Source organism: Nocardia takedensis NBRC 100417, assembly GCF_000308695.1.
Classification (GTDB): Bacteria; Actinomycetota; Actinomycetes; order Mycobacteriales; family Mycobacteriaceae; genus Nocardia; species Nocardia takedensis.
Window position 1 is genome coordinate 24,435 of the sequence record NZ_BAGG01000255.1, and the last position, 26,791, is coordinate 51,225.

Below are 26,791 nucleotides of genomic sequence, written 5' to 3' on the forward strand. Positions count from 1 at the left end.
CCGCGAGGTGATCCTGATCAACGACAGGCCCGACCGTGTCCCCGTCCCCACCCGGTTGACCGACCTCCGCGCGCGGCGGGGCTGGTCATACCCGAGATCACCCTGACCCACCGCGATCGGTCGCGTCCGATCTGGGGCGCGCACGACGCGCGGCGGGCGGAAGCGATCTGGCGTGAACAGTTGTGTCAGATCTGCGCTGACCCGCTGACCGACCCGGTCGTGGTGTTCGTGCGTCCCCTGGACTACCTGCACGGCTACGCCGCCGAACCCGGGTGCCACCCCGAATGCGCCCACTACAGCACGCGGGGGTGCCCGATGCTCAACGGCACCCAACACCACCACGCCGCCAACACCGCCGCCCGCTACACCCGTTGCGCGGATCCCGACTGCGCGTGCCGGTTCTGGATCCCCCAGACCGACTCCGCCCGCCAGGGCCGTCCCGCCGACGCCTGGTACCAGATGTGGCTGCGCCGCACCGCCTACCGCGTCGTCGCCGACCCGCACCCCGACCCCGACCTCGACCAGCCACCCGAACCGCGAGTCCTGATACGCGGAGTTCCCTACCTGAAGCTGCGCAAGGTCCGCGACGGCGCCGGGACCGACTCCGGACGCCCGGACCCGCTGGAGTTGATGCTCGCGTTGCGCGCCGCGACCGGCTACTGAGTACTGCCGCCCACCGAGCCTTCGCGGGCTCGCGTGGTTTTCGTTGTGGGCGGGGGCGCTCGAGGTGGGAAGGGTGGCGGTGGGTGAGGGCTGAGCGTCCGGTCATCTGCCCCGCCTTCCCGAGTGCTACCAGGGTGGGCGCCCGCCACGGCTCCGGGCCCGCGCCCGTCCGTCACCGAATTCGCCCGCGCCCCGCCACGTTCAGACGCGGCAGGTAGGTGCTCAGCGCCCGCGAATTCGGCGCCGGCCGTTTCGGCGCGTTCCCTCCCGCCGCGTCGGGCGCCCACCCTGGTCGGTCGCACTCAGGCGGGTCAGACGACCAGCCGCCCAGCCCCGTATCGGGTTGCGTGCATCGTGCGCGCGTTCCGGACGGGGCTGTGCCGTATCCAGACACAGAACAGGACTCGACGATGACCGCTACGTTGACAGCACCCACCGATACCGACATCGACTCTCCCGCCGCAGTTCTCGACACCGACTCCACCGCCACGGGCGACTCGCCGTTCCTCGCCGCGCTCGGCGAGATCGAATACCTGCTCGCGACCGACCCCGACACCGCGCGCGAACGCTTCGCCGCGATCCTGCCCCTGGCCAGCGAGGCCGAGCGCGGATTCCTCGACCGCGTCGCCGCGGTGATGGAACGCTCCCCGTGGAAGGTCGCCGCCCGCCAGATCGGGTGGATGGCCAAGAGCCGCCCCGAACTGCGCGCGCTGATCCTCGACGCCACCGCCGACGGCGATCCCGGCCTGTACCGCCCCGAGATCCCCCGCGAACCCGACACCTCGATCGAGGCCGCCGAATGGGTGCGCCGCTCCATCCGCGACCGTCGCGACGACCGCGACCGGCTCACCGCCCGCCCCAGCGCCGCCACCGACACCGCGCGCCTGCGCCCCGAGGCGATCGCCGCGCGCCGAACCCTGATCCCTGCCCCCGAGGTCGGGAAGGTGAGCCTGCGGCATCGTCGCCGCGACCTCGCGGTGCAACGTCGACGCGAGGACCTGTGGGCCGGATACGCGCGCACCCGCCTCTACGGCATCGACACCGCAGTCGACGACGATGACGACCGCACCCCGCCGGTGCCCGACCCGAGCAAGCCCGCGCACCTGATCTGGGCGCACGTGCAGGCCGAGTTGTGGGACCGCTCCTACTTCCTGCACGTCGCCGGCTGCTACACCGAGGCCGACCGCTACCTGCTCGCACCCGAGACCCCCGAACGCCGGATCAGCACCAGCGCCCGCCACGACGGACTCGACGACGCCGCGACCGAGTTCCTGCGCGAACGCGACACCGACACCCGCCCGCAGCGCGAGCGGCGCGCGCCACGCACACCCCGCCGCTTCCCGCGCCGACTCACCACCGCCGACCAGATGCGGTTCGCCGCGCGACGCACCGGCATCCCGATCCCCAGCGACCGCGACATCTACCTGCCCTACAGCGAACTCGACGTCCCCGAGCCGACCTGGCAGGGCTCGGGATTGGACTACGACCTCGCCGCGATGGTTCCCTACCTCGGCTGGCCGTGCGTGGGCTGCTGGATCGACCGACCCGCCACCGACCGCCGCCCCCGCCACACCCGCGACGGACACACCGTCAGCGACGACGGGCTCTGCGACGTCTGCCGCGCCGACGGCCACCCCGGCATCCCTCCCGTCCCCGCCATTCCCGCCGTCGTGGTGACCAACGCCTACCGCACTTACGCCTACGTCGAGTCGCGCTGCGCGCACATCGCCGCGACCCATCCCGACCAGGCGCGGGCGTTGCTGGACCGCGTCCGCACCGCCGCGGCGTGCACCGGACCGACCTGGCGGCTGATCACCCGCTGGATGGCCATGAACCTCGGCCAGCCCGAACGCACACCCCGACCCGCGACCGCGCGACGGCCGCGCCGGGGCGGGTCCGCCCTCGGCGCCGGCCAGCGCATCGGGCGCTGCGACGCCTGCGCCCGAAACGGGGTAGTCCACGCCGACAACTACTGCACCGACTGCCGTCTCGCACTCGGACTCGTCCCCGCCCGCCGCACCGGCAGCGCCGCGGTGGCCTGACCCTCTCGCCCCGCTCCACCCCTGTTCGCCGGTCCGCCGCGGTGTCGCTCCCGCGGCGGACCGGACCCCAACGCCCACCGACCCTCAGGAGCGCGAACGTGCGACACCGAATCATCCGCCCTCTCGCCCTGGCACTGCGGCGGATCCTGCTCCGCCGCTTTCCTCCGTATGTCGATGTCCGGGTGTACCTCAACGCCGACCCCGGAGCCATGCTGCGCGGGTACCGCACCGGTGCACCGCTGACACTGGCCTACCACTGCCGCCTGCTGATCGACCCCGACGACGGCGCGGACGCCATCGAACTCCTCGACCGGGTCTACGCCGCCTTCAACGGTCACCCCGACACCGACCTCGACAACGCCCACACCCGCGCCTGGTACTCCCAGGGCCACCGCTCGCTCTCGGTCGGCGACGTCATCGTCCTCGACGACGACCTCGTCTACGCCCGCTCCACCTTCGGCTGGCTGTCCCTTCCCCCGAGCTCCGCGCCCCGCCGACCGCCGACCAGCTCCAGCCTCTGATCCGAACCCGCCCACCCCACAACCTCTGTCCCGCCGCGCCGACGTTATCCCCAAGAACCGCCGGGCCATCCACAGCCTTATCCCCAACCCCGCCGCGACAGTCACGCCCCGGTTCGCCCGGCGCGAACCGACCCGAGGGGTAGCACGGTCACCGCGCGGAGGTCGAGAGCGCCTGCGGCGTCACTACGTGATGGGCTGACGCCCACCCTCGACCTCCACACCGCGCCCGTGACGACGACACCCCCGATCCGCACCACCCGAACCGGAAAGGGGCCACCCGTCAACATGACTCACCACCCGCACACCGACCCCGCGCACCTGAACATCACCGACGCGCATCACCTGCTCGCCGAAGGACGCGCGCTCGTGGTGTCCATGCGCGCCGCCGCCGGACACGCCCAACTCATCGACTGGGCGCGCCGCCACGATCTGTTCGTCCCGATCGACCGGACCACAGCGTGGGGCAACCCTTACATCCTCGGCCGCCACGGCAACCGCGAACAAGTCATCCGCCTACACGCCGAACACCTGCCCCGCCGGCCAAAGCTGCTCGCCCGCCTGCGTCGCGGCGAACTCGCCGGCCGGGTCCTGGGCTGCTGGTGCGCACCCCAGCGCTGCCACGGTCACACCCTCGCGGCGCTCACTCGTGACCCGGGACTCACCCCGCTCGACGCACTCGCGACCCGACCCGAGCCGGGAAGCACCTGACCGTCCCTCGGACATCACCGAACGGTGGGACACCACACGGTGTCCCACCCGTTCTCCACCCGCACCTTCTCTCCACCCTCACCAGTTCTGCCACCGCACCTGTTCCACTTCCCACCCCCTTCTCACCTTCTCCCCCTCCCACACCCCCTTCCTCCCCCTCATTCCTCCTCCTTCTCTACAGCACACCTCTTGCATTCAGGAATCTGAGCCCAGATAGTTTCACATTCCGGTCGGGTAACGACCAGGGAAAACGCGAGAGGTGACGAAAAAGAAGGCAATCCACCCCCTCGACTTTTCCTGTTTCCGAGTGCTCGATGGAGTTATGACCGCGACTATTCATAAAGTCGCCGCCGGTACCGGATATCAGTACTACCTGCGAAACATCGCCGCGAACGACGCCGACTCGCGCGGCCGTTCGTCGTTGTCGGACTATTACTCCGCGCACGGGGAGGCTCCCGGGGTCTGGCACGGCGCCGGCCTGGCCGGTCTCGGCCTGGAAACCGGCACTGAAGTGACCGAGTCGCAGATGCAATCCCTGTTCGGGATGGGTCGACACCCGGACGCCGAACTGCTCGAGGACGCCGCCTACGACGCCGCGATCGCGGCCGGGAAGACACCGAGACAGGCCGTCGACGCGGCCGAAAAAGCGTCTCGACTGGGTCGCCCTTTTCGCGTCTACGCCCCCGACTCCGAATTTTATAAACGGTGCGCGCACGCCTTCGCCGACCACAATACCGAGCGCAGATTACCTGCCGACGCGTCTATCGGGGAGGAGGATCGTGCGCGGATTCGGACGCATATCGCGTTCGATATGTTCACCGACGAGTACGGCCGTGCACCGATCAATGAGCGGGAGTTGTCGGGGTGGATCGCGAAGAACTCGCGCCCGGCCTCGGTCGCGGTGGCGGGTTTCGACATCACCTTCTCCCCCGTGAAGTCGGTGTCGGCGTTCTGGGCGGTGGCGCCGTTGTCGGTCGCGCACAAGATCGAGGCCGCCCACCGCGCCGCGGCCGCGGATGCTCTGGGGTGGTTGGAGGGCCACGGGATCTACACCCGGTTGGGGCGCAACGGGATCCGGCAGGTCGACGTCGAGGGCATCGTGGCGGCCTGCTTTTTTCACAGGGATTCGCGTGCGGGAGACCCCGACCCGCACACGCACGTGCTGATCGCGAACAGGGTCCGCACCGCGGACGGGCGGTGGCGCACTCTCGACGGGGCGGCGCTGTATCGGGTCGTGGTCACAGTTTCCGAGATATACAACACCCGACTGGAACACCATCTCGAGGAAACGGTGGGTGTGGAGTTCGGGCAGCGCCCCGGCACCGACCCGTCCAAGCGGCCCATCCGGGAGATCCTGGGTGTTCCGGTGCGGTTGATCGAGGCGTGGTCGCGGCGCGAAACCGAGATCCGCTCCCGCGTCGGTGAACTCGCCGCGGACTTCCAGAACACGCACGGTCGCGAACCGACCGCGATCGAACTGCGCCACCTGGCCCAGCAAGCCACCCTGCAAACCCGGCCCGCCAAACACGACCTACGCTCGTTCGCCGAGCAACGTCGCAGCTGGCGCGAGCAGGCCATCGCGCTGCTCGGAGGCCGTGACGCCGTCGCTGCGATGGTGTCGGCGGCGTTGAATCCGATACGCGCACGACGGGTTCGAGTAACCCCGGAATGGGTCGCCGAGACCGCGGACCGGGTGCTCGAGGTGGTCGCCGAGCACCGCTCCACCTGGCGGGCGGCCAACATCCGCGCCGAAGTCGAACGCCAGATCCGCGGCCAAATCCACGCCCGGGACTGGGACACCGCCACCGAGGCCGTACTGGGGGCGGCGTTGGATCCGTCGCGGTCGATCGCGATGGGCGACCCCGACATGACCGCCGAACCCGAACTCGCCACCGTTCCCGAGGCGTTGGCGCGCCGTGATCGCTCCAGCATCTACACCCCGGCCGGGTCGCGGATCTACACCTGCACTCGCGTTCTCGCCGCGGAGGAAGCGTTGATCGAGCTGTCGGTCCAGCCCGGGGCCCACCGATTACAACCCGAGGTGGTGGGCGCGGCGATCCGCGAGAACGACACCACCCACCCGGACCGACCGTTGAACGCCGGGCAGCGCACCCTGGTCGAAACGTTCGCGACTTCGGGGCTGCGGGTGCACACCGCCAACGCCCCGGCCGGCACGGGCAAGACCACCGCCATGGCGGTGCTCACGGCCGCCTGGCACACCAGCGGAGGGACGGTGCTCGGGCTCGCGCCCACCGCCAAGGCCGCCGCCGTGCTGGGCGAATCGATCGGTGCGCGCTGCGAAACCGTCGACCAGCTTCTCACGGTCATCGACCTGCACACACCCGGCCGAGCCGAGGTTCGCGAAGGCGAGCATCCCCCGCCGTTGCCGCAATGGGTCCTCGATATCGACGCCGACACGCTCGTGATCGTCGACGAACACGTCAAGATCGGCACCCTCAAACGCCTGAAACTGCTGCGCTTCCTCGCTGATCGCGGCGCCACGATCCGCTGCCTCGGCGACGACCGCCAGCTTCCCGCGATCGAGGCCGGTGGCGTCGACGCCGACATGGCCGCCGCGGCCCCCGAGCAGACTCTCACCCTGACCCACGTCGTACGCTTCGCCTCCACCTCGGAGGCGTCGGCGAGTCTGATGCTGCGCGAGGGCGACCCGGCCGCGCTCGGCTGGTACCTGGACAACGACCGCATCCACGGCGGACACACCGGCGCGACCCACGACGACGCCTACACCGCCTGGGCCCACGACCACGCAGCCGGACGCGACGCGATCATGTTGGCCGCCTCCCACGACACCGTCACCGCGCTCAACGAACGCGCCCGCGCCGACCGACTGCTACGCGAGGGTGGCTTCGACGGCCCGGAAGTGGTGCTCGACGACGGCACCGCAGCCTCGGTCGGTGACACGATCCGCACCCGACAGAACGCGAAGAAACTGCGTTCAGGTGCCCACGATTGGGTGCGCAACGGCTACGTCTGGACCGTCACCGCTGTCCATTCCGACGGCAGTATCACCGCCCGACACCACAGTAGAACCGGTGCGAGTGTGCGGTTGCCGGGCGACTACGTCGCGCGGAATGTGCGTCTCGGGTACGCGGCGACGATCGATTCCGCGCAGGGAATCACCGCCGACACGTGTCATGTCGCGCTCACCGGCGGCGAATCCCGCGAACAGCTCTACGTCGCGATGACCCGCGGCATCCACTCCAACCACGCCTACATCCCCTCCGCATTGAGCGGAGACGAAGGCTCCTTCTACACCGAACAAGCCCTTAACCCGCACACCGCCGTGGAAAACATGGTGGCGATCCTGGGCCGTGACGGCACCCAAAAATCCGCGCACACCCAACTCCGCGACGCCCTCGACCCCCACCGACGCATCGGCCGCGCCCTCGACATCTACCTCGACACCGTAGGTCTGGCCGCCGAACACGCCCTCGGCGACACCGCGCTGGCCGACCTCGACGCCGCCGCCGAAGAACTGCATCCCGGACTCACCGACAGCCCCGCCTACCCCACCCTGCGCCTACACCTGGCCACCCTCGCCGCCACCGGCATCGACCCCGTCACCGCCCTGCGCGACGCGATCAACGAACGCGAACTCTCCACCGCCGCCGATCCCGCGGCCGTGCTGGACTGGCGCCTCGACCCCAGCGGCGAACACTCGACCGGGACCGGGCCGCTGCCCTGGACCCCCACCATCCCCACCGGACTCGACACCACCAGCACCCAAGCCGACGCGCGCGCCCGCATCCTCACCGACCTCGCCACCCAGATCCGCGAAGACACCACCAGATGGACGCCGCAGACCGCGCCGGTCTGGGCGCGCCCGCTCCTCGCCGCCGCCCCCGACCTGCTGGCCGATCTGGCGGTGTGGCGGGCGAGTCTGCACGTTCCCGACACCGACCCGCGCCCCACCGGAGCACCCCGCTATCCGGTGCGCGAACGCGCCCACCAGGAACACCTCGACACCCGCGTCGAAGCCGCGCTCGGTGATCCCGCCCGCGCGGTCAACCAGTGGGCCGACACCGTCGCCGGGATCGAGCCCCGCGTCGTGGACGACCCCTACTGGCCGGTGATCGCCGACCGGATCGACCTCGCTGCCCGCGCCGGCATCGACATCACCACCCGACTACGCGCCGCCGCCGCGCTGCGCCCGCTGCCGGACGAGATGCCCGCCGCCGCGCTCTGGTCCCGCCTGGAACTCGACCCCTCCGCCCTCGACAGCCACGACCACAACCTGCGCCCGGACTGGATCACCGACCTGCACGACATCCTTGGCCCCGACACCGCCGCCCGGGTCGTCGACGACCCCGCCTGGCCGCGCGTCGTCGCCGCGGTCGACCGCGCCACCCACACCACCTGGACACCGCGCGAACTGCTCACCACCGCCTACGAACTGCTCACCGCCGCCACACCCGAGGACGGCAGCGGCCTACGCCCCGACCAGATCGCCTCCGCCCTCGTGTGGCGCATCGACGCCCTCCTGCACCACACCCCCACCACCAACCCCAACGAAAACGGACCACCGATGAACGACAACACACCCAGCCCGACACCCTCCGCGTCGACCTCCCGCGAGCATCCCCCCGACCTCGAACCGCCCGACGACCGGAATGAACAACCCGCCCCGGACCCGGCCGCCCCCGCGGACGTCTCCGAGTCCGGGTTCGATCCACAGCTCGAGGCCATCGCACAGCTGTATCGCGACGGTCGAATCCGGGCGGCGGTCCACCGATTCCGGCAGTTCGAGAACCAGCTCACCGACGAACAACGGTGGGTACTGGGCGCGGTCACCGAGACGCTCTACCGCTACGCCTACCCCGTCGCCACCGCTCGCCTGCGCGATGCCGGACAACGTTTTCCCCAACATCGGGCGCTCATCGACGCCTGCACCCCGACCACCGATCCCGGTGTCCACGACGACCGCCCCGACCGCACACCACCGACCCCGGTGTTCGACCGGACACACCGCCACCGAACGCCTCGGGACCACGAGGCCCGCGTCGACCGTGACCTCGTCCACGACCCACTGCCCGACCCGCAGGTCCGCGCCCGCCGCCACGAGCAGGACTACCACGACACCCGCGCCGGAACAGACGACCAGCCCTGGGCGCGTCCCGACGCGCACGAGGTCCGCGGCCTCACCGACGACCCTCGACTATCCCACTCGCACCTACCACCCCACCCCGGCCGTGCGACACCGACGCCTCGCGAGACGGATCTCGCCGGGCGCAGTTACCGACGGGACGAAGCCCCGGACCCCACCCCCGCCGCGTACTCGCTCGACTACGACAAAGCCGCCACCCGCCGCGTCCGCGGTCTGGAATGCGTCGCGTGCAGCATCGAACGCCGCCCCCACGACGCGACACCGATACCACCGCGTCACTCCGATGACGGGCTCTGCGGCGAGTGCCGCGACAACGGCGATCCCGGGATCCCCGACCACGCCCCGACCCGGCACCTGACCGCGCGCGCCGACCATCTCGCGGCCACCAAACCCCTTCCCGCGGTGCATGCCATCCTGCGCCGCGACTGGAAAGCCGTCACCGACCTCCACCTCCGTGCCCAGATCGAAGCGTGGATCACCGCCCACCCACTGGTCGTGCCGACCGACGAACCCGACCACCAACCACCACTCACCGATCCGCTGTTCGCGCTCACCGACACCGAACTCGCCGACCGCCTCGACGGACTGCACCAGCAGCTCGCCCTCACCGACACCTACGCCGCGGCCTACGCCCCGGCCCCCACCGACCAACCCGACAGCACCGACATCGAGGACCTGCGACAGCGGCACCGCGACGCACAAACCACGATCCGCGCGGCGGTCGAGGCGCAACAACGGCTCGGTGAAGCGACGCGCGCGCTGCACGCCACCCGGACCGAACTCGCGACCCACCGCCGAAACCTCGACACCACCCCCACCCACAAACGCCACGTCCGCCATGCCCTGCGAACCCGCATCGACGAACTCATCACCCGGCAAGCCGACCTCGAACGCGCACACACCCGCGCCCGCACCCAGGCCCGCGACACCCACCGCAACGCCGTCAACCACGCCGGAACACCCGAGGCGTGGGACGACATCCTCGACACCACTCCCGACGCCCTCGCCACCAGCACCACCCGCGCCGCCTCCACCAACGGCGACGTTGCCGAACGGTTCGCCGCCGAAACACGCAGCGACATCGCACGACTCCACGCCGAACAACAACGACGACGCGACCTCACTCCGGCCCAGGCGGACCACGAACTCGCGCTTCGCCACAACGGCGACCGCCCGACAGCCGAGGACCACGCCGGCCCAGACCAAACCGATCCCGCCGCGCCCAGTCCGACGATCAGTCCCGACGTCGAGCTCTGACTTCGGGATCGACTAGCGCTCCCGCGCCGCGGCGAAGCCGAACTCCCAGGCCGTCGCTGTTTGCGAGAGAGCCCACCCCGCCGGGAGCGTTTTCCTCACGGCGGGGTGGTCGTATCCGACTCGATCAGTCCTCGGCCTCGTTGCGACTAGCGGCCTCGTCCGCGCGGTCAGCGAACCCGCTGACCGCGGTGGGACTGTCGGGGTCGCGTTCGGCGGCCTCGCCGATGCGGTCGGCGGACTCGCGATCCATCGGTGTACCGGACTCTTTTCCCATCGTCATGGCCTTTCAGGGATTGCGGCGGCCGGGCACCAACCCGGACGGCCGAAATCCGGCCGCCTCGTGGGATAGGGATTGGTTGTCACCGGCCACGTGGGCAAAGCCTCACGCTCCGATTCCCGGCGTCGGCATAGCCTGACGCGAGCCTCGAACAGTCACGGCGCGTTGTGCTCAGACCCGCCATCGGCTGGGCCATCCTGAGAGGAGGAAACACTCACCGGCGTCCGGCCGCGACTACGCCCTCGCCAGCTCCGAGCATTTGTTGCGCAACATCCCTATCGTCACACACCCCGCCCCGAGAGCCGCAGATCCCACCGACGCCCCGAGCACAGGTCCTGCGATTCACCGACACCTGCCGATCAACCGCTTCGGTCCGCTGGGTACTGCGTTCGGTTACCTCTGGTCGACCACGATTGAGGGGTTCGAGTAGGCCCAGTTTCCTGGTTGTTTCTGGAGATGGCGAAGCTTTCGACGGACTTAGCCGCAGCTCTAGTAACCATCCCAGCGACAGGTAGGTCCTGAGGTCGAGTTCTGACCGCAAACCTTCCCAGCGACAGCGTCACGGGCCCAACCTGTGCCGAATTCTAGGTCGGTCAGGGCCAGCGCACCTCGGTCGTTCCGGCGCACGCCGGTTCTCAGGGGCGCTCGCAGCGCGGATAAATCGTTCGAAGTCGTTCTGACCTGGCCTTACGCTTCATACAATGACTACCATCACCCGTGCTCAGAGGCTTGAGGTACTGAGGCAGGCCAACCAGACCTGGCGATTCATCAGAATGCTCCCCGACTTCACGCGGTACCTTCCGCCGGATTGGGCGCTGCCAGCAGCCGACAGCTTTGCCGCGACAGCCGCATTCCGCCAGTACGTCGACGGGTTACCGCAGCTCGCTCACCTCGCCCCACCCTCATGGCTCACACCCGCAGTCGATCCTGCGGCGGCGTTTCGTGCCTTTGATGCAACTCGGTTCATCGACATGTCGGCGATAACGTCGATCCTGCCAGTATTGGAAGAACCTCTAACCCTGGGGGGTATTGGCGTCCCGCTGCCGCCCAACCTGTTGCCGCCAGATTTCGACGAACTCATCCTGCGGGCCCTGTCCCGCCGGATCCCCGACAATTGGCCGGACAGCGAAGCGATGGCCCTCCCTTTGGAGCGGGCGCGCGAGATCGCGGAGGACGAAGGCATCCCGATTGTCTATGTCCCCCGGGCCGCGATCGTCGCCGAGCTGTTGGAGGCCGCTAACCGGCATGAGCGTGCGGCGATTCTGGTGAACCGGACCGACGCCATCCTTGACGACTGTTTCGACGCCCTCGATTGGGAGTTGGCTCCGGCCGTTTCTGCGGTCGCGCCTCTACTGCTTGAGTCCATCGCCACGATGCGGGAGGGCCACCACAGCGCGGCGATGGCGCTCGCCACATGTGTTTTCGACACCCTCCTTGGCGGGGCTTTCGGCAAGCACAACAAGGCGCGATCCCGCTGTCGCGTACAGAACTTGGCTTCCGCGGGAGCCAAGGACCGGCTGCGCTACGTTCTGGCTGTCGCGCCGGTGGTTCGCGCTCTGACCGATTGGAGCCCCGAAGATCCCCGCCAGCTTCCGCGGCCAGCGGAGTACTCGCGCCACGTCACCGTGCACCAGGCGCATCCAGATCACTTCACCCCGGAGAACGCGGTCTTGGCCGTGATGGTCGCGACCAGCCTGATGCGTGCATTGGATGAGCGCTCCCACTGGGCGAATCCGCATGCAACACGATAGTAGGGGGACGGTCCCTGCGGGAATACGTAATCGTGACATTCGGCCTCAGACAGTGGACCCAGCGATCTCCCCCTAGGCTGGTCTCACATTCGATCTGGCGCAGACGCTTTCGGTTCGAGGACTTCGTGGGTACGGCGCGGCGCGCCAAGGGGTCGGCGGGGTAGGGCGGAAACCTGGTGGCGGAGGGTCCTGGGAAAGAGGCTTTCACGCGCCAAATGCGCAAGGGCGAACAGGATCCGGGGCGGCACCCGCTGCTGGCCGACTATGAACTGGAGCGATGAAATGGACGCCGACCGGCGGGCGCACGAGTATGCAAAGTGCACATACACGTTGACCCACCAGCCCAATCTCGACGGTCGCGAGGCCGTATTCGATCAGGCATTGACCAACGGGCTCACCGTCCTGGTCGCGCATACGTGGCCGGGCGAGGAAAAGAAGTCCGTGCGCGGGATGGCGATGATCAAGTCGGCGAGCGAGCTACTAGAGGTAATCAAGAAAAAGACCGGCGGCACCGGCCGTGTCCCGCACGACACGGGCAACCCGGTCACCGACCTCCCCGACACACACGACCCGCTTGTGGTGCTGCCGTTCACTGAGGTCGACGTCGCGTTGTTGAAGGCCGCAGTCGTCGCGACGCAGGCGATCCGTCATGCACGTGAGACCGGTTCCGACACCGACACCGCGCTGACCGTTGAGCATCTGGCCGCGCTCGCCGCGCTGGACCGTCATCCGAAACTGGGTGGGATCACCTGGGTGCAGATCGATAGGGACTGGGAGAGCAACCGCACCGACGACGACATGGAATTAGACCGTGCGCGTCGCTACCTCGAAGCGCACAATGACTCGGCGGAATTCGAGCGGCGGACTGCCCTGGATTACGAGGTAGAGGCGTTCGAGCGTCCCGATGAACCAGTGGCTGTGGAGGTTTGCCCTGTATGCGGGCAGACCGCGTTCGTGGCACGCAGCCTCGACGGCATGACCGCGACCATCGGTGTCGGGCACTGCTGGGTGTGCTCGTACGAGCGCACCGCCTTGGTTGCCGAGCAGATGGCGGTAGACGCCCATCTCGACCGGGCTATGGAACGCGACGACTGACCGATTGGTACCGCCCTGCGACGATCGACACCTCTTCCGTCGTCTCTAGAGGTCGGCGAGCGCCCTGGCCAGCCCCCTAGTAAGCGGCAGAGATGCGGCAATGGACGAAGACTCACAGTCGGCTACGGTGGGATGGTGCCGGTCACCGCGCTCGCTGGCTGGGCTACGTGGGGGACAGCTGAACGGGGAGAGCGGCGTCGGCCGACCCCGTGGTTCGAAGGGCTGTTCTGAACCGCGCGCGATGTCGGCTACTCAGGCGCAGTCGACGATGATGCTGCGGCCCACATATCGGGAAACTGGAGCGCGGGTCAGCGCAGCCTACCGGACGGCTGTTGCGGTGGCCGCACGACCTGAACGCCACCGATCGGTAGGCAAGCAATCTCAGATTGTTACCGGATCCGCCAGGCCACCGCCAGACAATCTGAGATTCCGCCACGAGCTCTGAACCCCCGCACTCAATCACTCCCGAACGCCGACCGCTCAAATTCTTGCTTGTGGACTGCCTTGGTGAATGTGTCGTACTCGGTGCGGTCGAAGTACAGGCGCGCACTGCCGACGGTGTTCATGTACTCGGAGGTGGCGCGGAATTCGTAGAACCCGTCGGCACGTGTGTCGATCACCAGCCAATCAGGTAAGGTTCTTCCTTCGCGAATGGCGTGTTGGATCGCGTCGAACTGGTGGTGGTCGAATGCCAGGCACTCGTCGCGTGGTACTTCGTGGTCGCCGGGGCCGGCGAGTTTGTCGTCCCAGATCATGGTGTGTTCGGCGTCGCGATAGATCATGACGCATGCCTGCTGGGGAGAGCTGGCGGCTGCCTTCCGGAAGTGACTCACGGTCGGTGTCGGCAGCATAGGGTGACTCCTTTCGAGCTGTGCGGGGCCCGGCTGGGGCAGGCCGGGCGCGCACCGTTTCACGTTACGGCAGGGTTCCGATAGCGGCGAAGTTGCAGGGTCGGGAGTTGTCGTCGGTGTCGGTGGGGTGGTCGGCATGCCAGTCGGTGGCGTAGCTGATGCCGGGTTCGGTCAGTACCCACCCGTTGAAGAAGCTGTGGAACTGTTGCCGGGTTCGCAGTGTGACGGGGGTGCTTGCCGCGGCGAACACCGACGCTCCGGCAGCGACCTGTGCTTTTATTTCAGGTCCGGCGTCTTCGAGGGAGACGTGCGTCATCGCGAGCCGGCTGCCGGATGGCAGTCCCGTGCGGAGGCGGTCGAGAAGTTCTTGGGGGTGGTCGGCGTCGCTGATCCAGGGAAGTACCGAGATCAGCAGAAGGCCGACGGGTTGGGCGAGGTCGAGCAGTCTTCGGGTCTCGGGGTGTTCGAGTATTCGTTCGGGTTGCCGCAGGTCGGCGTCGACCATCGTGGTGGTGTCGAGCAGGCGCTGTTCGGCGAGTAGGTCGCGGGCGCGGTTGATGGCTTCTTCGTCGTTGTCGACGTAGACGACGTGGGGATCGGGGAGTATTTCGCGGGCGATTTCGTGGGTGTTGCCGCCTGTGGGTAGCCCTGAGCCGATGTCGAGGAACTGGCGGATTCCGTGGCCGGCCATGTGACGTACCGCCCGGGCGAGGAAGGCGCGGTTGTGTCTGGCCCAGATCGGGTAGAAGGGGATCGCGTCGTAGAGCTGCTGGATGTAGGGCAGGTCGGTTTCGAAGATGACTTCGCCGGTGATCATGTGGTGGTAGATACGCGCCGAACTGGGTTTGGTTGTGTCGAGCGGGCGCGGTTCGAAGTCGGGGCTGGACATCACGGTGTTCCTATTCGGTTGTTGTGGCGGCTATCGCGAGACGGTCGGTCTGCTGCGTAGTCCGCGCAGTAGGTGTTGCATGAATTGCCTCGAATCGGTGGGGCCGAGCGCTGTCATCGTCAGCCGGGTGAAGATCTTGTCGCGGATGGCGACAGCGGGTTTGTCGTCGATGTAGCGGATCTCGCCCTGTGCCTCGACGACGGCCATTTCCAGATCGCCGGCAGCGCCGGGTGAGGGGGCGCGCAGCAGCACGTAGCGGTCTTCCATGCCTGCGCCGGGGGCCTGGTGGGTGAACGGCATGATCTGGATCTGGATGTTCGGTCGTGTGGACAGCTCGACGAGGTGACGGATCTGGTCGACCATCACCTGGTCGCCGCCGTAGGTTCGCCGCAGGCACGACTCGGACAGAATGGCGTGCATTTCGGGCGGGTCAGCGGTGAAGAGGATCTGCTGTCGTGCCACGCGGGCTTCGACGTAGTCATCGACGGTGATCGCGTCGGGGTCGTGGTCGTCCGGTTGGAACGGCTGGTGCAGAGCTCGGATGTAGTCGGCATGTTGGAGCAGGCCGGGGATGATCTCGGCCGCGGTTTCGCGGACTCGATCGGCCACTGCTTCGAGGTCGACCAGCAGTCGCAGTTCCTCGATGTAGGCGCGTCGGTAGCCGGAGGTCCAGTATCCGCGCCGGTGGTTGTCCTCGCGCAGTTCGAGCAGCATCGTCAGATAGTCGTCATCGCCGATGCGCAGGCCGGTGACGAGTTTTCCGAGCGCGTCAGCGCTGAGGGTTCCGGTGCCCGCGATGACGGCGGCGATGCGGGACTGTCCGACACCGATCATGGCACCGGCTTCGGCCTGGGTGACCCGAGCTTGTCGGAGCAGGTGATCGATTTCGCGTCCGAGCAGTACTTTTCGTGCGGTCCTCGCCATTCCCACCCATTCGGTTGTCTGTGCCCGATCGGACGTTACCGCCTTCAATGCCGATTATCAGGTTAGATTATCAGGCATAATTATCTGCTACGTCGTAGGAACGGTCGGAAGTCAGTCCACCGCCCCCTGCGAGGTGCTCCGCGCCGCGAACGATGCCTCTCCTGGGGATCCACAAGCGGGTGACCGAACGTTAGGGGTGGCAGTGGACCCATCGATCGACAATTGCGACCTCGTGACGGAATCGGCTCACGGCACCGCGTGCTCGGGAACGTCGACGCCCTGGGGCCGGCGTCTACGGTCGTTCCGCGAGATGACTCTCGGCATCAGCCGCAGGGACTTCGCCGAACTGATCAACACCCAAGGCCGCGAACAGAGTATGAATGTCGCATGCTCGGAGCGACACGTCGCCCGCTGGGAAGACGGTGACGTACAGCGCCCGACCGCACACTACCGCCGACTGTTGACCGCGATCGGCGCTCCCATCCTCGACGCCCACCAAGCGCCGAAGCCGCACCCGGTCACGAACACGACGACCGCGCCGGTGACCGCGCCCTACGTCGGTTCCGTCACGACAGCCGCAGAGCAAGCAAACGAAACCACTCTGCTGGAAGCTCTCGCCATGGCGGTCGTCGGGTCGACCACATCGTTGTTCGCGTGGCTTCCTCGCCTCGAAGACACGGCGCACGCTGCGTGGCACCCCGGCCAGGACGGCTCGAAGAATATAGATCTTGTGCAGGCAGCGATCGGCCACTTGCGTAGCCTCGACCAGCACCACGGCGGGTTCCGGGTGGCCGATCCCGCCACGGAACTGTTGCGTTCGATCGCGGACCTGCGCAAGCTGTGCCGCGACGAGTCCGCCGATCACGGCATCCTGGTCGCTTCGGCTGATCTTGCCAGGCTGGTCGGTTGGGCCTGTCACGACGCCGGCGATCAATACCGTGCGCGGCGATTCGCCACCCTGGCACTGGTGTTCGCGCGCCGTGCCGGTGCGCACAGTTTGGTCGCCTCGATCCTGTACGTCCTGGGTCGGATCAGTCTCAGCGACCGCGATCCCAGGACCGCGCTTCGCCTGTTCCAACTCGGTCAACTTCCCGCTCAGGACGCCTCCGACAGCGGCGAATCCGCTCGCCTGTACGCCAACGAGGCATGGGCACACGCGATGATGGGCGACCAGAATCGCATGAACATCGCTCTGAGCCGCGCCGAAGACGAGATGACCAGAGTCGGCGACATCGTCGCCCCGTGGACCCGAGTCTTCTTCACCCCTGGGGAGTTCACCGGCATCCAGGCCGTCATCTACAACGAATTCGCCATCACCGCGCCCAGGCCCGCCTCCGACCAGTACAGCTTGGCGGCCATCGACAACGCCCGAACCTCGCTGCAAGCCTCCTCTCCTGCACGCCCCGCCCGCAGCATTCTGTTCGACAACATCACCGTCGCGACCGCCTGCTTCCGGGTCGGCGAGATAGATGCCGCACTCCCCTACGCGCGCGCCGCGATCGCGAGGGCAGAACAGGTCAGCAGTGCGCGGGTCGCGGACCGCCTTCAGCAGATGGTTCGATGTGCCACCAGTGTCTCGCCTCGCGCCGACATTCACGACCTGGCCGACACGGTCCGACGATGGCAACCGATGATGACGAACGCCGCAGCCCATCCGACCGGCGAGCGGGCCACCACCGCTTAGGCTGGTGTTCGTGGCGACCGAGATCGCGGCCGACCGAGCCGCCGAGCTACAGCGCATCGTCGAACGCGCATGCGCACGAGTCGGGTTGAATCCCCGCGGCGCCGAACTGATCAAGTACACCGTCAACGCCGTCTACCGACTTCCTGCCGAACAGATGGTCCTGCGAGTCGCCGCCGGCCCCGTAGCGATCGAACGAGGACAACGCGTCGTGACCATGGGGCGCTGGCTCCGAGCCCACGGTGCGCCCGTCGCGACGCTGCTCGAGGTCGACCAGCCCCTGACCATCGACGGCAACACTGTGACCTTCTGGCACGAACTTATCCGTCGAACGGACTGGAGCGCAGATGATCTCGCCGCTCCACTTCGCCGCCTGCACACCGTCGGCCTCACAGTCGCCGATCACGCGACACTGCCGGAATGGGACCCGTTCTCCACCGCACGAAATCGGTTGCAAGAGGCCGACACAACCGTGTTGCCCCCGGCCGACCTGGCGTGGCTGACCGACCGGTGGAGTGAGATCGAAGACGACTACCGCCGTATCGAAGGCCACCTTCCCACCGGGATCATCCACGGCGATCCCCACACGGGCAATCTGCTGCGGCGCGAGAATCAAGTCGTACTGTGCGATCTCGACGAGACCGGGATCGGCCCCATCGCATACGACCTCGTCCCGCAGGCCGTCGGAGCGACACGGTTCGACCGCGAAGAGTTCTACCGCGCGTTCGTCACCGCCTACGGACGCGACGTCCGAGAAGACCGTGCCTGGCCGATCCTGTCCCGCATCCGCGAACTGGTCATGGTCACCAGCGTCCTACCAGACCTCCAACACCGCCCGACCGTGGCAGCCCAGAACGCCCACCGCCTCGCCACACTCAAAGCGGGCCGGCTCGACCAACGCTGGGATCTCTACACCTAGTTCTGTAGACGCCGCGCAGCAGGATCGCCGATGCAGCGCTCACAGACGCGGCGGCCGTGCGGAATTCGCCGCGTGCCCGAGATTGTCATGAGCGGGCATACACAAATGCCCGATTGTGCCCGGTCCGATGTCATGGTGACCGATCTCGCATCGCGATTGACTCTCTCTATGACCGGAGTTGAGACGCATCCAACTCGAATTCCACGCCACCCTCCGCCGTCGCCGCCACCGCCGGCGGGGACATAAACCGTCTGCGAAGCCATCGATCTCCAACCGTGATCGCGCTTCGATCGACCCGAACGCATCGCACCGGTCTCGACATCGCACTCCGACCATTCCGAGATCGACCGGCCGGCAACGACGGGAAACACCGCGTCCTGCGACCTCGGTCCGAAACAGCGTGCGGGTCGCCAATACCACCACCATTTCCTAGGAGAATCAGTAAGGGGCCACGATGTGGATCGGATACGCTCGCTCTGACCTGCTGACTCAACCCGCCGCCGCTTCGGCGGATCAGGCTATCCAGGCTCTCGCGCGAGAGAGGGAGTTGGGTTCGGGCCGTGTCTGGTTCGAGCCTCCCGCGCCCGAGATCGTCGTGCGGAACATGCTGCGCGAACTCGACCGGACCACCGTCCCGGCGGTTGTTCCCCGCCTCGAGGCCCTGGCGCAGGGGTGGCGGGTCGACCTCGCTCGGATCTTCTCACCACCCGCACGTCGCGCTGACCTGCTCTGGCAGATCCTCAGCGAGATCCCGACCCGAGCCGACCTGCACGTCATCGTCCCGTCTCGCGAACACCTGAGTCACCTCGATCCGGCCGGACGCGCAGCCGTGGCTCACCTCACCGACAGAGTCTCGGCGACCATGCACTTCCTCGAACGAACCGACAACACGGCTTCCGGATCGCTGGTTCCCGAGACCGGCCACGAACTGGTGATCGTCGAGTCCCGGATCGGCGCGATCCCCGCCGCGGCCCAACTCGACGCCGCGACGGCGCTGAGCAGTCGCAGTTGGCCACCGCACCTGATGGAACAGGTCGACGCGGTCTACATGGTGCTAATCAACACCCGTCACCGGGTCACGCCCGCTTCGGTGTGGGATGAACCGACCACGACCGTCGACGCGGTGATCCGCACGCTGATCGACACCTCGAACGGGCGGGTGGTGGTGGAACTCGACGAGCCCCACGTCCTGACCGGCCAGCCACCGCAACAGTTGTTGGCGTTGTGCGCGCACGTCGAGCGGATCCCCAGCGGCGGCCACACCGTCACTCGCGCCACTCTGCCCACCACGGTCGCGGTGACCGACGGCCTCGACAGGTGCGCGCGATGAACCGCCGGACCGGGCCCCTCGAGGCCGTCGCTTCACCGTCACCCCACCCGGCCACCGACCCGACGACCACTGCCCCGGCCGTGGACGGCATCGAGGGACTCTTGGACGCGCAGCGACTGTTGCAGGCGATCAACGGAAGCCGTGTGGAGGCGGGTTCACCGCTGTCGGAGTGGGCGCGGGAGTTGGCGGATCTGCACGCGACACTGTTGACCGGCGCGGTGTCGACGGCCCGTCGCCCTGCGGATTTCGATGAACGCGTCCTGCGCGACGATGTCGCCGAGACGATCGCACGGATCGACGGCTGGGCGATCTTCCGTCTTCCGCGCCCGGTCAACGTGCCGCGCCACACCCATTCCCTCGGCGCGACGATCAGCCATTTCGCGCGGGTCTACGCCCACACCAGCTGGGCCGACCGCCACACCACCAGCGCCGAGCACCGCCGCGAAGCCGCCCTGCACATGGCCCAGACCTACCAGGGCTACGCCGACCTGGTCACCGCGATCGAAGCGCGCCGTATCCTGCTGCCCCTCGGGTGGCGAGGGATCGGAGCGCCCCGATGACCGAGCACACCACCGCCACCGAGCCGGAAACCCGGACCCACCCCGCAGCCTCGGAACCCGCCGGCGACCCGCCGCCGGTCGATCCCATCCCGCTCGCGCTCACACTGTTCCGGGCATGGAGCACACCGCCCGCTCCCGACGTCGACCCCGCACTGTCGACGTTCGTGCGGCTCACGGCGGGCATGCTCGACGCCCATCGTCGACATCGTGACGCGCTGCGCCAGTTCCTCTACCCCGCCAACGAATCCGGCGAACACCACGGCATCGAGGTCGTCACCGACGCCTTGCACGCCGCCCATCGTGACCTCGAAGTACTGGCCCGGGCCATTGACGACCACGTCGCCGAGATCCTTCCAGCTACCGGATCGCACGTGGTGGCGTGCCACCGCACCGGACTCGGCGAGGAGGTGTCGCGGCTGTGTCGATGCTGGATCGCCGTCACCGACCCCATCCCGGCATCACCGGTCGACTCCGAGGCCCGTCAATCACTTGGCGGCCAAGCCGTGCTCTACAACCAGCTCGCCGACAACCTCAACACCGGGCTCGCCCGGCTACCCCACAGGCCGAGCACCGATCCCGCGGCCGCACCGATGCCCTCCACCTCGTCCACTCCGTCACCCCGCTAGGAGCGTCGATGCCCGATCAGTCCACTGTCCCCGAACCCCCGATCATGGATTCGACCGTCGTGTTCGAGGCCAACCTCGGCTACGACCCCGCCGCCGGTATCGCGCTGGCGGTCCTGGCCCGCACGGTGCCGAATCTGGTGGTCGCGACCAGCGACGAGCCAACCCACCGCCCCGGCGCGAGTCACGCGCGCCTTCTGCTGACCGCGCTCGGCCGTCCCGAGGTCCCGGTGATCCCCGGACATCAACTCCACGGCAGCCACGACCGTTTCCTGATCTCGGATCTGGTCGCCGCCCTCGCCGATCCTCACGTCGACACCGAAACCGAACTCGCCCGCCTCTGCGAGAACAGCACCGGCCCGGTCATCTGGATCAACGCCGGGCCCGCCACCACCCTGGCCACCCTCACCGCGACCCACCCCCATCTCCTCGACGAACTGCACGTCACGATGCGGACCGGATGGATCGACACCGCCCCACAGAACCACCGACCCATCAACGACTTCCGCCTGGACCCCACCGCCGCCGGACTCGTGCTGCGCGCCCTGTCCACCACCCCGCGCCTGGTCCTCGACACCCACAGCGACGACCACGACGGGCTCACCCGCGCGTCCCCGCTCTACACCGCGCTGAGCGACCCCGCCGCGCCGCGCTGGGCGCAACTCATCACGGTTCACATCGACCGCTGGCTGCACCTCGGCCACCGCTCGGTCCCCGTGGACATCCCCGCCACCGTCGCCGCCGCGCTGAACCTTCCGGACCCCACCGACATCCCCGCCCGGGTCTACATCGACCGAGACGCGCACCTGCACACCGATCTCGACGGTCACTTCGTCCAGATCCTCCACACGGCCGACCACTCCACGATCACGCAGTGGATCACCCGCATCCTCGGACTCGGCTGACCCCCGGGACCAGAACCCGTTCTCCTATATGAAGGAACTATCCGATGCCGCATCTGTTGACATCCGCCGATCCTGGACGCGCCGAACCCGAAGGCGACGGGTTGACGCTGGCTTTCACCGACCTGTTCTTCGACCCCGACGATCTCGTGATGCTGGTCATCCTGGCCCGGGTGGTGTCCCGGTTCGTGGTGGTGACCTCCGATGAGGTCGGGGGCCTGCGCGCGCAGGGGGCGCGCGGGTTCCTCGATTCTCTCGGTCGTACGGACGTGCAGGTGGTGCAGGGCATCGACCTCGGCGGGAAGCGCCGTTACCTGGCCGACCCCGGACAAGTCGTGCCCGACTACGTCCATCCCGGCCTCGAGGAACGCCTCGAGCGCGAGTCCGCGATGGTCGAGACGCTGACCACACTGATCCTGAACGCGAACGGGCCGGTGCGCTGCGTCGGGTGCGCGTCGATGACCGAGCTGGCGGCGCTGCTGTCGGCCTCCCCCGACCTCGGCGACAAGTTGATCCTCACCCAGATGGGCGGTTGGCTCGATCACTACCGCGACCCCACCCGCGCCTCCCACAATTTCCACATCGATCAGGTCTCGGCAGGGTTGGCGTTGCGACTCGTCCCGCGGCCGCGTCTGGTGCTCTCCGAACACACGAACAATGACGCCATCCGCATCACGAACGACTCGCCGCTGGTCGAGGCCCTCGCCGCGGACTGCGCCCCGACCTGGGCACGCACGTTGAGCATCCAGCTCGATCGCTGGTTCCGGGTGAAAGGCGGTAGCTGGATGCACGATCCACTGACCCTGTCGGCGAGCTTGGGGCTGCCGTTCGTGACGTTCGGGTCCGAAACGATCCGCATCGGCGCGGACGGGCGGATCCATCGCGACCCACACGGGCGCCCGGTCCAGGTGTCCACCGCGGTCGACTACCCCGGCTTCCTGGACTGGATGAATCACCTGGTGAGCACATGGTGACCACGAACCCCGCATCGTCGACGATGGTGGGTTCCGTGCGCTGGTTCAACACCGAGAAAGGCTTCGGGTTCATCACCGCCTCCAACGGGCAGGAGATCTTCGTTCGCCAACTCTCGGTGAAAGGCGATACCCCGCTCTCGCGTGGTCGACGTGTCCGATTCCGCGTGGTGACCCAACGCGAAGGACTCGTCGCCCACGACGTCCAACCACTCTGACCCCCGCGCGGCCACCACATCGGACGTTCTCCGCCGCGCGACGCTCCACTGCGCAAGCCCCTGCCCGCCGGCAGGGGCCGGTACACGGTCAGTGCCTTCGGCCCACCCGCGCGCACCGAAAGTCGACATCGACCACGCGTGCCTCCGACGCCCGATCACCCTCCCCCGAATCCCCGCCCTGCCACACACCGCGCCCGACGGCCGCACTTTATCCCCGATGACCAAGGACACATGTCGACCCCCATGACCCACCACCCTCCGCACCTCCCGGTCGGACTCGACCGGACCCGACCGTCGGTCGCGCGCGCCACCAACCACCTCCTCGGTGGTGAGGCGAACTTCGCCGTCGACCGCGCCGCGCTCGACGACCTGCTCGCGATCGCGCCCGAGCTGCCCGCGCTGACCCGCGCCACCCGCGCCTGGCTCCACCACGTGGTCGCCGAGCTGGCCCGCGCCGGGATCGATCAGTTCCTCGACCTCGGGGCGGGCCTGCCCGAACCCGGCCACGATCTGCGCGCCGTCGCCGCACGCCACCAACCACGGCCGCGGGTCGTACACGTCGACAACGACCTGGTCTGCGTGCGGCACCTCCAGGTCGCGTTCCCGGCCTGCCGCACGATCCACACCGACCTCACCGACCCCGCCACCGTGCTACGGCTGGCCCAACGCCACGGCGGACTCGACCTGCGCCGCCCCGTCGCGGTCTTGGCCGGCGGCATCGTGCACCACCTGCACCTCGCTCCGGGCGAGATCGCCGCCGTCACCGCCGGATACGGTGACCTGCTCGCCCCCGGATCGGCCCTGGCGATCAGCCACTACCATCGCCCACCCGCTCAGGACCGGGCCGCCCACCGCCTCGCCGTCGACCTCCAGAACGGGTTCCTGACGCACTTCGGCAGTGGATGGTTCCGTACCCGCGACCAGATCCACCGCTACTTCACCGGATGGCCGCTGACCTCCCCCGGCCTGACCTACCTCGACCGCCACACCGACACACCCCGAACACCCAACAACCGCTCCCCCTTGCAAGGACTCGTCCTCGCCGGAACCGCCCGCAAACCATGACCACCCAACACCGCAGCCACCACCGGAAACACTGCCACGCTGCCGATCCCGCTACCCCGGCCTTCCCGTCGACCACCCGCGAACACCACCGGCCCGCGCGGGCGGGAGGATGGCGCTTCCCCTCCGAAACGCCATCCCCCGCCCGCGACATCCGCACCCGCTTCGGAGGTAGTTCAGGGCGTGCCCGCCCGCGCGCGATCCGCGGTGGTATCGGCACGGCGGATCGCGGCCCGGACCGCGTCGACGACCACGACGCCCGAAGGCCGGACGTCGTCGTTTGCCTCCACGATCCACTGCCGCAGCCGATGGCCCTGGTCGGTGGGCGATGGCAGCGTGATCACATCCGCGACCGGCGCGGGCTCGACAACGTCGTCCAGGCGCACGGGTTCGCGGCGTCGAGTCGGCGGTGGCGGTGGTCTGCTGCCGCCGCGCAGCACCCGCACTCGGGTATCCCACTGCTCGATCTCCACCAGCAACGGCACGGGAATATCGGATCGGGTCAGCAACGTCCAGGTCGCGGTGTCGGGATGAGAGATGATCGGCCCCGACACATCCCGGTCGCGCAGTTCGTCTCGGACCGCACTGCCCAACGCCGCGTCGAACACCACCGCCCACACGAGGCCCGCGTTCATCGTGATGGCCCCGCTCCGCGGCTCGAACACCGCGGGCAGCAGACACACCCGCCGATAGAACTCGCAACGCCGACGGGGCGAATCATGCTCCCCAACAATTGTTTCCACGATCACGCCTCCGACCGGCGGCAGGCACCGGCACGACGGCGGCAGGCCGAGTCGGCAGACAACACGAGCAGGGTCCTTCTACTGATGGCGGTGGGGGCGGCACCCGGCGTCGAAAGGGGACCCGCCATCGCCTCGGGTTGGATCGAACCCGAGACCGACCGTGTGGCAGTCCGTTCCGACCGGCGAGGAATCAGGTCGCTCGGTCGTCGTGGCGTCGCCGGGTGCCACACACCACTCTGCCAACACCCGGGGCGCGCCCGACAGTGTTGCGATGTTGCCGAACCGAAGCCAACGCCCGACAACACCATCACCCTCAGTACGGCCGCACGATGATCCCCGACAACTTCGGCGCCGCCGCCCGGCGGCTCCGCCTGGCCGACGGCCGATCACTGCGCGCGATAGCCGCCGCCATCCACCTCGACCCCGGCATGCTGTCCAGGATCGAAACCGGCAAACGCCTACCGACGCAGCAGGTCGCCGCCGCACTCGACGCCGCACTCCACGCCAACGGCACCCTGATCACCCTCGCCCGCGAACACAACCCCACACCCCTGGACGCCTCGGCCGAGGAATCGCTGGCGTTGGCCGAATGGATCAGCACCGACGACCACTCCAGCGTCACCATCGACTCCCTCACCACCGAGATCGCCGCCCTGTCCACCAGATACGCCCGACACGGCCCCCGCGGGCTGGCCGCAGAGCTCGATGCCGTACGCGCACGCATCCGCCGAGCCCTGCGGTCGGGACCCCCACCCCGACGCGCACGAGACCTCCTCGTTCTCGCCGCGGTCACCACAGACCTGCTCGCCCAACTCGGCAACGACCTCGCCCACCCCAGCGCAGCACTCCAGCACGCCCACGCCGCTCACACCCTGGCCGTGCGCGCCGAACACGAACCACTACAGGTCTGGACCCTGAGCACCCAGGCGCTCATCACCGAAAACCACACCGGTCCCTGGGCGGCGCTGCCCCTCCTGCATCGCGCCCGGCCGTCGACGCACGGAGACCATCGGGTCCGGCACGCATTGCTGCGGGCACGGTGCGCGGCCGGAACCGGGGGCCGCGTCCTGGCCTCCACAGCGATCGAGGACGCATTGCGGACCGCCGGCCACCACGACTCGTTGACCCGTTTCGGCGGAGCTTTCCAGTTCCCCCCGGCGCGCGTGGCCGCCTACATGTCCAGCATCCACTGCCTCACCGGCGACCACCGACGAGGCGTTGCCTGGGCACGCTGCGCGGTCGAAAATTTTGGTTGGACCGCTGCCCCGCTGGGTCACTACCTCGATGACGCCCACGCCCGCATCGACATCGCCCTCGCCCACATCGCCAGCCGTGACCCCGACGCGGCCTGCCGTGTGCTGCGCGGGCTACTCGACCTCGGCCCCGATCAGGTCGTGAGTTCGCTCGAGATGCGACTGCGGGTGGTGTCCGATGCACTGAGAGGGTTCGGCCGCGAACATCGTCGGATGGTCTCCGATCTGCTCGGCCGTCAACTGCCGCACAACCTCGGTAGGCCGCCTCGGCGAGAAGTCAGCGGGGTGTAGCGCGGCCGCGGGCCTCGCCCGTGTTGCTGTCGGCGTAGGTGGTGAACAGGGCGTAGTGCGGGGCGAAGGCTGTGGTGAGTGCGTCCAGTGCCGCGGCTCCCTTGTCCGCGGACGCGGCCGACGGGTATCCGATGA

At 68.3% G+C, this 26,791-nt stretch carries 22 protein-coding genes; 17 read left to right on the top strand and 5 right to left on the bottom strand.

Annotation, left to right across the window (positions count from 1 at the left end; genetic code table 11):
• Nucleotides 1-180: 180 nt before the first annotated feature.
• The 5 genes from ON30_RS36680 to mobF all read left to right on the top strand — a co-directional run bounded on the left by ON30_RS36680 (nucleotide 181) and on the right by mobF (nucleotide 10,316).
• Entirely contained in the window at nucleotides 181-663 is a 483-nt protein-coding gene (locus ON30_RS36680; RefSeq protein ID WP_051030235.1) for a hypothetical protein, read from the top strand.
• 410 nt (nucleotides 664-1,073) lie between these two features.
• Nucleotides 1,074-2,705 carry a hypothetical protein gene (locus ON30_RS31235; protein ID WP_040713394.1) on the top strand — a complete coding sequence of 544 codons (1,632 nt, stop codon included), beginning with the start codon at nucleotides 1,074-1,076 and terminating at the stop codon, nucleotides 2,703-2,705.
• Between the two features lie 98 nt (nucleotides 2,706-2,803).
• Complete coding sequence (locus tag ON30_RS31240; protein WP_157183980.1) at nucleotides 2,804-3,226, top strand: hypothetical protein; 423 nt, start codon at nucleotides 2,804-2,806, stop codon at nucleotides 3,224-3,226.
• A gap of 228 nt (nucleotides 3,227-3,454) precedes the next feature.
• Nucleotides 3,455-3,934 carry a DUF4326 domain-containing protein gene (locus ON30_RS31245; RefSeq protein ID WP_218006331.1) on the top strand — a complete coding sequence of 160 codons (480 nt, stop codon included), beginning with the start codon at nucleotides 3,455-3,457 and terminating at the stop codon, nucleotides 3,932-3,934.
• 322 nt (nucleotides 3,935-4,256) lie between these two features.
• A complete protein-coding gene (gene mobF / locus ON30_RS31250) occupies nucleotides 4,257-10,316 on the top strand; it encodes a MobF family relaxase (protein WP_051030237.1) in 6,060 nt (2,019 codons plus the stop codon).
• Nucleotides 10,317-10,440: 124 nt separating this feature from the next.
• Here the strand turns inward: mobF and ON30_RS41885 are convergent, their stop codons facing one another.
• Nucleotides 10,441-10,566, bottom strand: a complete 126-nt coding sequence (locus tag ON30_RS41885) for a hypothetical protein (protein WP_281004776.1) — start codon at nucleotides 10,564-10,566, stop codon at nucleotides 10,441-10,443.
• A 728-nt stretch (nucleotides 10,567-11,294) separates the two neighbouring features.
• Here ON30_RS41885 and ON30_RS31255 point away from each other — a divergent pair.
• Nucleotides 11,295-12,344 (top strand): hypothetical protein, encoded by a 1,050-nt coding sequence (locus ON30_RS31255; RefSeq protein ID WP_040713400.1) that lies wholly within the window; start codon nucleotides 11,295-11,297, stop codon nucleotides 12,342-12,344.
• Between the two features lie 264 nt (nucleotides 12,345-12,608).
• Nucleotides 12,609-13,439 (top strand): hypothetical protein, encoded by an 831-nt coding sequence (locus tag ON30_RS31260; protein WP_157183981.1) that lies wholly within the window; start codon nucleotides 12,609-12,611, stop codon nucleotides 13,437-13,439.
• 455 nt (nucleotides 13,440-13,894) lie between these two features.
• Here ON30_RS31260 and ON30_RS31265 read toward each other — a convergent pair whose 3' ends face one another.
• The 3 genes from ON30_RS31265 to ON30_RS31275 all read right to left on the bottom strand — a co-directional run bounded on the left by ON30_RS31265 (nucleotide 13,895) and on the right by ON30_RS31275 (nucleotide 16,103).
• On the bottom strand, nucleotides 13,895-14,290 hold the full coding sequence (locus ON30_RS31265) for a hypothetical protein (RefSeq protein ID WP_157183982.1): 396 nt from the start codon (nucleotides 14,288-14,290) through the stop codon (nucleotides 13,895-13,897).
• 64 nt (nucleotides 14,291-14,354) lie between these two features.
• Nucleotides 14,355-15,179, bottom strand: a complete 825-nt coding sequence (locus ON30_RS31270) for an SAM-dependent methyltransferase (RefSeq protein ID WP_040713406.1) — start codon at nucleotides 15,177-15,179, stop codon at nucleotides 14,355-14,357.
• A gap of 30 nt (nucleotides 15,180-15,209) precedes the next feature.
• On the bottom strand, nucleotides 15,210-16,103 hold the full coding sequence (locus tag ON30_RS31275) for a helix-turn-helix domain-containing protein (protein WP_040713408.1): 894 nt from the start codon (nucleotides 16,101-16,103) through the stop codon (nucleotides 15,210-15,212).
• 232 nt (nucleotides 16,104-16,335) lie between these two features.
• On the opposite strand from ON30_RS31275, the gene ON30_RS36685 reads away from it, so the two are divergent.
• From ON30_RS36685 to ON30_RS31325, 9 genes are all read left to right on the top strand, one after another.
• Entirely contained in the window at nucleotides 16,336-17,787 is a 1,452-nt protein-coding gene (locus ON30_RS36685) for an NsdA family TPR-like regulatory protein (RefSeq protein WP_505805307.1), read from the top strand.
• Nucleotides 17,788-17,797: 10 nt separating this feature from the next.
• On the top strand, nucleotides 17,798-18,703 hold the full coding sequence (locus tag ON30_RS31285) for a phosphotransferase enzyme family protein (protein WP_040713450.1): 906 nt from the start codon (nucleotides 17,798-17,800) through the stop codon (nucleotides 18,701-18,703).
• A 547-nt stretch (nucleotides 18,704-19,250) separates the two neighbouring features.
• Nucleotides 19,251-20,033 (top strand): hypothetical protein, encoded by a 783-nt coding sequence (locus ON30_RS31290; protein ID WP_040713409.1) that lies wholly within the window; start codon nucleotides 19,251-19,253, stop codon nucleotides 20,031-20,033.
• The gene (locus ON30_RS31295) at nucleotides 20,030-20,593 is read left to right on the top strand and encodes a hypothetical protein (protein WP_157183983.1); all 564 of its coding nucleotides are present in this window, start codon (nucleotides 20,030-20,032) and stop codon (nucleotides 20,591-20,593) included. The genes ON30_RS31290 and ON30_RS31295 overlap by 4 nt, the downstream gene beginning before the upstream one ends.
• Entirely contained in the window at nucleotides 20,590-21,219 is a 630-nt protein-coding gene (locus tag ON30_RS31300) for a hypothetical protein (protein ID WP_157183984.1), read from the top strand. The genes ON30_RS31295 and ON30_RS31300 overlap by 4 nt, the downstream gene beginning before the upstream one ends.
• Before the next feature lie 8 nt (nucleotides 21,220-21,227).
• Nucleotides 21,228-22,121 (top strand): hypothetical protein, encoded by an 894-nt coding sequence (locus ON30_RS31310; RefSeq protein WP_157183985.1) that lies wholly within the window; start codon nucleotides 21,228-21,230, stop codon nucleotides 22,119-22,121.
• Nucleotides 22,122-22,165: 44 nt separating this feature from the next.
• The gene (locus ON30_RS31315) at nucleotides 22,166-23,092 is read left to right on the top strand and encodes a nucleoside hydrolase (protein WP_051030241.1); all 927 of its coding nucleotides are present in this window, start codon (nucleotides 22,166-22,168) and stop codon (nucleotides 23,090-23,092) included.
• Nucleotides 23,086-23,307 carry a cold shock domain-containing protein gene (locus ON30_RS31320; protein ID WP_083911835.1) on the top strand — a complete coding sequence of 74 codons (222 nt, stop codon included), beginning with the start codon at nucleotides 23,086-23,088 and terminating at the stop codon, nucleotides 23,305-23,307. The genes ON30_RS31315 and ON30_RS31320 overlap by 7 nt, the downstream gene beginning before the upstream one ends.
• 231 nt (nucleotides 23,308-23,538) lie before the next feature.
• Nucleotides 23,539-24,372, top strand: a complete 834-nt coding sequence (locus ON30_RS31325; RefSeq protein ID WP_063719983.1) for an SAM-dependent methyltransferase — start codon at nucleotides 23,539-23,541, stop codon at nucleotides 24,370-24,372.
• Between the two features lie 173 nt (nucleotides 24,373-24,545).
• Here ON30_RS31325 and ON30_RS31330 read toward each other — a convergent pair whose 3' ends face one another.
• Nucleotides 24,546-25,034, bottom strand: coding sequence for a hypothetical protein (locus tag ON30_RS31330; protein WP_157183986.1), 489 nt, complete (start codon nucleotides 25,032-25,034; stop codon nucleotides 24,546-24,548).
• Between the two features lie 407 nt (nucleotides 25,035-25,441).
• Between ON30_RS31330 and ON30_RS31340 the strand changes: the two genes are divergently transcribed.
• A complete protein-coding gene (locus tag ON30_RS31340; protein WP_040713420.1) occupies nucleotides 25,442-26,656 on the top strand; it encodes a helix-turn-helix domain-containing protein in 1,215 nt (404 codons plus the stop codon).
• Nucleotides 26,657-26,791: the final 135 nt, after the last annotated feature.

Coding starts and splice junctions, on each gene's coding strand:
- ON30_RS31325 (WP_063719983.1), top strand. CDS start 23,539: ATGTCGACCCCCATGACCCACCACCCTCCGCACCTCCCGGTCGGACTC.
- ON30_RS31340 (WP_040713420.1), top strand. CDS start 25,442: ATGATCCCCGACAACTTCGGCGCCGCCGCCCGGCGGCTCCGCCTGGCC.
- ON30_RS31300 (WP_157183984.1), top strand. CDS start 20,590: ATGACCGAGCACACCACCGCCACCGAGCCGGAAACCCGGACCCACCCC.
- ON30_RS31270 (WP_040713406.1), bottom strand. CDS start 15,179: ATGTCCAGCCCCGACTTCGAACCGCGCCCGCTCGACACAACCAAACCC.
- mobF (WP_051030237.1), top strand. CDS start 4,257: ATGACCGCGACTATTCATAAAGTCGCCGCCGGTACCGGATATCAGTAC.
- ON30_RS31275 (WP_040713408.1), bottom strand. CDS start 16,103: ATGGCGAGGACCGCACGAAAAGTACTGCTCGGACGCGAAATCGATCAC.
- ON30_RS31315 (WP_051030241.1), top strand. CDS start 22,166: ATGCCGCATCTGTTGACATCCGCCGATCCTGGACGCGCCGAACCCGAA.
- ON30_RS31235 (WP_040713394.1), top strand. CDS start 1,074: ATGACCGCTACGTTGACAGCACCCACCGATACCGACATCGACTCTCCC.
- ON30_RS31255 (WP_040713400.1), top strand. CDS start 11,295: ATGACTACCATCACCCGTGCTCAGAGGCTTGAGGTACTGAGGCAGGCC.
- ON30_RS31320 (WP_083911835.1), top strand. CDS start 23,086: ATGGTGACCACGAACCCCGCATCGTCGACGATGGTGGGTTCCGTGCGC.
- ON30_RS31310 (WP_157183985.1), top strand. CDS start 21,228: ATGCCCGATCAGTCCACTGTCCCCGAACCCCCGATCATGGATTCGACC.
- ON30_RS31260 (WP_157183981.1), top strand. CDS start 12,609: ATGAACTGGAGCGATGAAATGGACGCCGACCGGCGGGCGCACGAGTAT.
- ON30_RS41885 (WP_281004776.1), bottom strand. CDS start 10,566: ATGGATCGCGAGTCCGCCGACCGCATCGGCGAGGCCGCCGAACGCGAC.
- ON30_RS31265 (WP_157183982.1), bottom strand. CDS start 14,290: ATGCTGCCGACACCGACCGTGAGTCACTTCCGGAAGGCAGCCGCCAGC.
- ON30_RS31295 (WP_157183983.1), top strand. CDS start 20,030: ATGAACCGCCGGACCGGGCCCCTCGAGGCCGTCGCTTCACCGTCACCC.